The 6,076-nt window shown below is 69.5% G+C and carries 7 protein-coding genes; 6 read left to right on the plus strand and 1 reads right to left on the minus strand.

All coding sequences use genetic code 11. The annotated features are described in order from the left end of the window. Positions 1–29: 29 nt before the first annotated feature. From eccD to BLT28_RS16995, 4 genes are all read left to right on the plus strand, one after another. The gene (gene eccD, locus BLT28_RS16980) at positions 30–1,433 is read left to right on the plus strand and encodes a type VII secretion integral membrane protein EccD (protein WP_030430343.1); all 1,404 of its coding nucleotides are present in this window, start codon (positions 30–32) and stop codon (positions 1,431–1,433) included. 37 nt (positions 1,434–1,470) lie between these two features. Further along, a complete protein-coding gene (gene eccB, locus BLT28_RS16985) occupies positions 1,471–2,913 on the plus strand; it encodes a type VII secretion protein EccB (RefSeq protein ID WP_030430344.1) in 1,443 nt (480 codons plus the stop codon). A gap of 158 nt (positions 2,914–3,071) precedes the next feature. Then, positions 3,072–3,410 (plus strand): hypothetical protein, encoded by a 339-nt coding sequence (locus BLT28_RS16990; RefSeq protein ID WP_030430345.1) that lies wholly within the window; start codon positions 3,072–3,074, stop codon positions 3,408–3,410. A gap of 66 nt (positions 3,411–3,476) precedes the next feature. After that, entirely contained in the window at positions 3,477–3,767 is a 291-nt protein-coding gene (locus tag BLT28_RS16995) for a WXG100 family type VII secretion target (RefSeq protein WP_030430346.1), read from the plus strand. A 102-nt stretch (positions 3,768–3,869) separates the two neighbouring features. Here BLT28_RS16995 and BLT28_RS17000 read toward each other — a convergent pair whose 3' ends face one another. Then, positions 3,870–5,144 (minus strand): S8 family serine peptidase, encoded by a 1,275-nt coding sequence (locus BLT28_RS17000; protein WP_043812057.1) that lies wholly within the window; start codon positions 5,142–5,144, stop codon positions 3,870–3,872. A 79-nt stretch (positions 5,145–5,223) separates the two neighbouring features. Between BLT28_RS17000 and BLT28_RS17005 the strand changes: the two genes are divergently transcribed. Both BLT28_RS17005 and BLT28_RS17010 read left to right on the plus strand, forming a co-directional pair. Next, positions 5,224–5,652 carry a YbaB/EbfC family nucleoid-associated protein gene (locus BLT28_RS17005; protein ID WP_030430348.1) on the plus strand — a complete coding sequence of 143 codons (429 nt, stop codon included), beginning with the start codon at positions 5,224–5,226 and terminating at the stop codon, positions 5,650–5,652. After that, positions 5,649–5,981 (plus strand): hypothetical protein, encoded by a 333-nt coding sequence (locus tag BLT28_RS17010; protein ID WP_030430349.1) that lies wholly within the window; start codon positions 5,649–5,651, stop codon positions 5,979–5,981. Before BLT28_RS17005 ends, BLT28_RS17010 begins: the two co-directional genes overlap by 4 nt. Positions 5,982–6,076 lie beyond the last annotated feature (95 nt).

Raw genomic sequence — 6,076 nt, forward strand, 5'->3', positions numbered from 1 at the left:
TATGCCCGATCCATTTGTGGGAGGTGCGCATGACGATGCCCGTACGGGGCGCCACCCTGGCCAAGGTGACGGTCGTGACCCCCAAGCGCACGATCGACGTGGCCCTGCCGGAGGACGTCACCGTCGCCGAGCTGCTGCCCTATCTGCTGCGCCACGCCGGCGAGGACGCCGCCGACGAGGGTGAGCGCCACGGCGGCTGGGTCCTGCGGAGACCGACCGGGGAAGCGCTGGACAGCCAGCGCACGCTGGGCGCCCAGGAGGTGCGCGACGGCGAGATCTTGCACCTGGGCCCCGGCCAGGCGGAGTGGCCGGAGATCTCCTACGACGACCTGGTCGAGGCGATCGCCAGCGGCTCCCGCCGCTTCGGCCGCAGCTGGGGAAACACGGCGACCCGCCGCTGCGGGCTCGCGCTGGCCACGGCGATCCTGCTCGCGGGCTCACTGGGCGGTCTGCTGTTCCAGCCACCGTGGCTGGTCCCGGGCATCATCATGCTTTCAGGTGGTGCCGTGCTGATGGCGATCGGCGTGACGATCGCCCGCGCCGTGCCCGACGCCTGGGCCGGGGTGGTCTTCGCGGGCGGCTCGCTGCCCTACGCCGTCGTCGGCGGCTACCAGCTCACCGCTGCCAACCACATGCCGCTGCTCGGCTTCGGCTCGACCCAGCTGCTGCTGGCCGCGATCGCGCTGCTGGTCTTCGGCGTGGTCGGCTACGTCTCCATCGCCGTCGCGGGGCGGGTGTTCGTCGCGGCGATCCTGACCGGGGTGCTCGGCGCCCTCGGGGCGCTGCTGGCGGGCTCGATGACCGTGGGCGGCGCGGCGTCGGTGGTACTCGCCGTGGGCATCGGGCTGCTCCCGGGCTACCCGATGCTGGCGATGCGCATCGGCAGGCTGCCGCTGCCGGAGCTGCCGCAGCGCGCCGCTGACCTGGTCAAGGAGGACAGGCAGCCGCCGTTCCCGGTCGTGGTGGCCGCGGTCGGCCGCACCGACGAGGCGCTCTCCGGTCTGCTGCTCGGCGTCTCCGTCTGCAGCGTGGTGGCCTCGATGTACCTGATCACCGAGGGCGGGGCTTCCCGGATCACCATGGCGATCCTGGCCGCGCTCGCGCTGGTGCTGCGCGCCCGGCTGTTCCCCATCCCCCGCCAGCGGCTGCCGCTACTGCTCTCCGGCGTGCTGGTGACGCTGATGCTGACGGGCGGGTGGGTGTCGGTCGTGGACACCACGCTGGCGCGCTCGCTGCTGCTGCTCGGCGTCGTGGTGCTGGCCGCGCTGGTGGCGCTCTCCGCGCTGACCTACAGCAAGAAGGCGCCGTCCCCGTGGCTCGGCCGCTTCGCCGACATCCTGGACGTGGTCGCGCTGATCGCGCTGATCCCCTACGCCGGCTACATCACCGGCTTCTTCTTCTACGTGCAAGGACTGATGGCCTCGGTCGGCTGATGCCGCGACCGATGCCCCCACCCAGCGAAGGACGAGCGTGGCTACCCGACGCGACCAGCTCCAGGCGTACCAGTTCATGATGCAGCGGGTGATCTCCGCGGTGATGCTGCGCGAGACCGACCCCGAGCAGACGCCGTTGCGCCGCGGCGTGGGCGCGGTGTTCGCGGGCGTGATGATCGCGGTGCTGGTCGCGGCCGGGTACGGCATCTACGGCATCTTCACCGGGATCGGCGGCACCTCGTGGAAGCAGCCGGGCGCGGTGATCATCGAGCGGGAGACCGGAGCGACCTTCGTCTACCTGCCCGGGATCGGCGCGGACGCGCAGGCGACCCTGCAACCCACGCTGAACTACACCTCCGCGCGGCTGCTCAGCGCGGGCGGCACCACCACGTCGGGCCCGTACCGGGTGTCCGCCGCCGACCTGGCGGGGATCGCACGCGGCGGCGCGACGGTGGGCATCCCCGGTGCTCCGATGTCGCTGCCCGACGCCGAGCAGGCCCTGACCGAACCGTGGACGACCTGCTCGGTGCTCGGCGACAACGGCACCGGCGGGCTGACGCCGACCACCACGCTGATGGTCGGGGCGGGCGTTCCCGGCGGCACCCCGCTCGGCGAGCGCGGCCTGCTGGTGCGCGACGAGTCCGACCGCAGCACACACCTGGTCTGGCACAACCACCGGTACCGGATCACCAGCGCCTCCCCCGATCCGCTGCTGCGCTCGGTCTTCGGTGCCCAGACGATGATCGAGCCCGTCGGCTCCGCCTGGCTCAACGGGCTGCCCGCGGGCCAGGACATCGGGCCGATCCAGGTGGACAACCAGGGCCAGAACTCCACCGTGCTCACCGGCCGCAAGGTCGGCGACATCGTCTTCCACCAGGTCGGCAACGGCGTGCAGAACTACCTGGTGCGCACCGACGGTCTCGCGCCGATCAACGACTTCCAGGTGCGCATCCTGCGCGGGCAGTACTCGGTGCAGCCGGTAGAGGTCTCCGCCGCCGCCGCGACCGCGGCCCCGAGCAGCAACGCGCTGCTCCCCGCCCCCGGCACGGCGGCCCTTCCCGCGCAGCCGCCCACGCTCGCGGTGGTCGGCGACGGCGGCAAGGCCCCGGTGTGCTCGCGAGCGGTGGACGCCAAGACGGCCCCGGAGGTCTCCCTCGGCGGCAGGGCGGACGCGCTGGCGAACGGCCTGGCCACGCGGGCGCAGACGCAGGGCGGCACGAAGCTGGCCGACCGCGTGCTGCTCCCGCCGGGCAGAGTGGTGATCGTGCGCGCGACGGCGTCGGACCGGGCGGACGGCGGGGCGCTCAACATCGTCACCGACCTGGGCATCCGCTACCCGGTGCCCAGCGCCGAGGTGCTGGGCAAGCTCGGCTACTCACCCGCGTCGGCGGTGTCGATGCCCGCATCGCTCGTGCAGCGCATCCCGGTGGGTCCGACCCTGGACCCGAGCATGGCTGGATCGGTTCACAGCGCGGGCTGAACGCACGCTAAATCCGAATAACTTTTCCATCGAAACTGAAGAGTCGAGGCTTCAACCTGCGGTTAAGCTTGTTCTAGGGTCCGATGGAACCGCGCGCCGGTACGGTGCGTCGGAAATGTGAACGACTCGCTGATTCCAAGATCGAAGGTGACCAGCCCGTGTCGGAAGCCAAGCTCACAGAAGACATGATGATCAAGCTCGAGAAGGCCATCGAGCAGTGCGGTAACGACTCGCTTGAGATCATGAACAAGATCCGGCAGGACTACATGAGCAACGTGGGTGGCTCGTGGACGGGTCCCGCGGCCCAGGCGGCGCTGGCGAAGCAGGAAGACTTCAGCGACGAGTGGAAGCGGATCCAGGAGATCCTGACCAAGCTGCTCAACGGTGTCACCCAGACCAAGAACCGGGTGCTGGACTTCTCCGAAGAGCAGAAGCGCAACTTCGAGGCGCTGAACCTGGGCGAGGACGGCAAGCTCTTCAACAGCCGCATGGGCTGACGTCCCGTCCCAGCACGCTCACCAGCTACTCAACCAGCGAAGACCAGACTCGAAGGTGGAAGACCCATGAGCATGCCCATCGGATACAGGTTCGGTGAAGTCGAGACGCTCGGCGCCAACACCCGGACCCACGCGCAGGCGCTGAAGGAGGCGTTCGCCGCCCTGATGCGCGAGGCCCAGTCCATCTGCGGTGACGCCTGGAAGGGTGCCGCGATGGGGGCGTTCGAGCAGGCCCAGATCGAGTGGAACCAGATGGCCGACGGCATGGGCAGCGCCCAGGAGAACTTCGGCCAGAAGACCACCCTGGGCTCGCAGGACATGCAGGCCCTGGACCAGTCCCTGACCGGCCTCTTCTAAGGCGAGAGTCCGGTCCCACCCCGCGCGGGTGGCTCTCCTTTACCCACCCTGGCCCCGCCGCCATCCGGATCCCGAGGGACGAGCACCGTGCGGACGACCCCGTCAGCTGTTCCCAGTGCGCCCGCCGAAGAGTTCGGCGGGCGGCTGGGGCAGCTCGTCCTCGGGGTGCTCCACGGGATCGGGTGCCAGTCCGCTGCGCCAGCCGCGGCGGCGGCCCTTCGGCCAGAAGACCGCCAGCGCGATCACCAGTCCGGCCACTCCGATCCCGATGCCCGCGGCGCCGAAGCCCCACGCCCTCGCGTGGTCCTCGGCGGCCATGCGCGCCTTCTCCTCGGCGGAGGGCTCCTCCTGCCGCAGCGGTGGCAGGACCACCGGAGCTCCCTTGGCCATCTGATCGATCACCGCCTGGTACGGGTTGACGATTCCGTCGCCGTAGGCACGCAGGTCCGGCCCCACGTTGGCCGGGGTGGTCGTGGCCCGCAACCGCTTGACGACGTCGGCATTGGACAGGTTCGGCCAGTACGAGCGCACCAGCGCCGCGGCCGCGGCGACGTAGCCGGTGGCGAAGGAACTCCCGCCGCCGGTGGCCAGCCCGCCGCCGGGAGCGGTCGTCAGCACGTTCAGCCCAGGCGCGACGATGTCGATCCTGCTGGCGGCGGTCGCCAGCTGGCCGCTCTCGTCGACCGCGCCGACCGCGAGCACACCTTCCTGGGATGCCGGGTAGGTCGGCTTGCCCGCGTACGGGCTGTCGTTGCCAGCGGGCTCTCCCGTGGCCGCGACCACGACGGCGCCCTTCGCGAGGGCGTTCTGCACCGCCTGCCGCAACTGGGCGCTGTCCTCGCGGGCGACCTCGGCCACGGCGATCACCGACGCCCCCTTACCCACGGCCCAGTCGACGGCGTCAGCGAGCAGGCCGGGCTCGACGGCCTTCGGCGGGCCGCCCGAGGTGTAGCTGTCCGCGACGACCTTGGCCGAGAGCAGCACGACGTCCGGTGCGACACCGTGGAAACCAACGCCCTGGGAGCTGGCGGCGGCGATGATGCCCGCGACCCCGGTGCCCGTTCCCATGCAGTCCGGCTTGCCGCTGGCGTTGCGGCCGTCGGTGCGGGCGAGCACGGTCGAGTCGGCGACCTTGCCGGAGAGCAGCGGGTTGTCCCCGACACCGGTGCTGATCACCGCGACCTTCTGCCCGGAGCCGGTGGTCATCGGCCAGGCGCGTTCCGGCGCGAGCTGGCGCTGCGGCCACGGAACGGAGCGGATGTCGGAGCCGCCGGTGACGCACTGCTGTTGCGCCGTCACGGTGCCGGGAGCGACGAGCAGGCCTGCGGAGAGCACGACCGCGAGAACAAGACCGCGGCCGATACGCTTGGCGTTCACGGCCGCGATAATAGGATAATGGCCCGAGGGCGCCAAGCAGGCGACCCGGCGAACACGGCGCGCGTCAAGGGAGGGCAGCATGGATTACTCGATGCCGGGTGACAACTTCTTCGAGAGCATGCTGGAGCAGTTGCAAAAGACGACCGCCGCCATTCCTCAGACGCAACAGCGGATGATGGACATCAGCGGCACCGCCTGGTCGGACGACCGGATGGTGAAAGTCGTCGTCGGACCGCGCGGCCAAGTGGTCGACCTGGAAATCGATCCGAGGGTTTTTCGCAAACCGGATGCCGCAGAACTGAGAAGCAAGATTTTGAATGCGTGCAACGCGGCGGTCCAGGACGTGCGCGAGCAGTCGCAAGATATTATGAACGAGCATTTCCCCCCGGAGATGCGTGAGCTGCGGAATCTTGCAGGTGGCGGCACCTTCGACGAGGAGGACCCGCTGGCCGAGGTGTTCCGCAGCGACGCCGAGGTCTATGCCGAGCGGAAGGAGAAGAAGAAATGAGTGGAAACCTTCGCGTCTTCCTTGAACAGCTGGAGTCCCTGGGCAACCGCATCTCGCAGGCGGGACAGGAGTTCGGCACGGCCTCCACCCAGAACGCCAAGAGCGGCCACGAGACCGAGAGCAAGAGCCGCACGTTCGGCGACGACAAAATCGGCGCGGCCATGAAGAAGCAGTACGACCCCAACACCGCCAGCAACCTCGGCACGGCTGGTCAGGAAACCGGTGCGAAGATAGCCGACCTCGGGGCGTACATGGTTCAAACCGCGGCCGAGCTGCGCGGCGGGGAGAACGCCAACGAGACGCAGCACCGCTCGACGGAGACCAAGTAACACGTCTTCGGGAACATCACCATAGTTGATCGGCACGGAGACGTGCCCTTTTTGTCATTTTTCACTTTGAGGGTCTGGGGTGCCTGGTGGGAAAC

The sequence above is a fragment of the Allokutzneria albata genome (assembly GCF_900103775.1).
In the GTDB taxonomy this organism is placed as follows: Bacteria; Actinomycetota; Actinomycetes; order Mycobacteriales; family Pseudonocardiaceae; genus Allokutzneria; species Allokutzneria albata.

Coding starts and splice junctions, on each gene's coding strand:
- eccD (WP_030430343.1), top strand. CDS start 30: ATGACGATGCCCGTACGGGGCGCCACCCTGGCCAAGGTGACGGTCGTG.
- BLT28_RS17010 (WP_030430349.1), top strand. CDS start 5,649: ATGAGTGGAAACCTTCGCGTCTTCCTTGAACAGCTGGAGTCCCTGGGC.
- BLT28_RS17005 (WP_030430348.1), top strand. CDS start 5,224: ATGGATTACTCGATGCCGGGTGACAACTTCTTCGAGAGCATGCTGGAG.
- BLT28_RS16995 (WP_030430346.1), top strand. CDS start 3,477: ATGAGCATGCCCATCGGATACAGGTTCGGTGAAGTCGAGACGCTCGGC.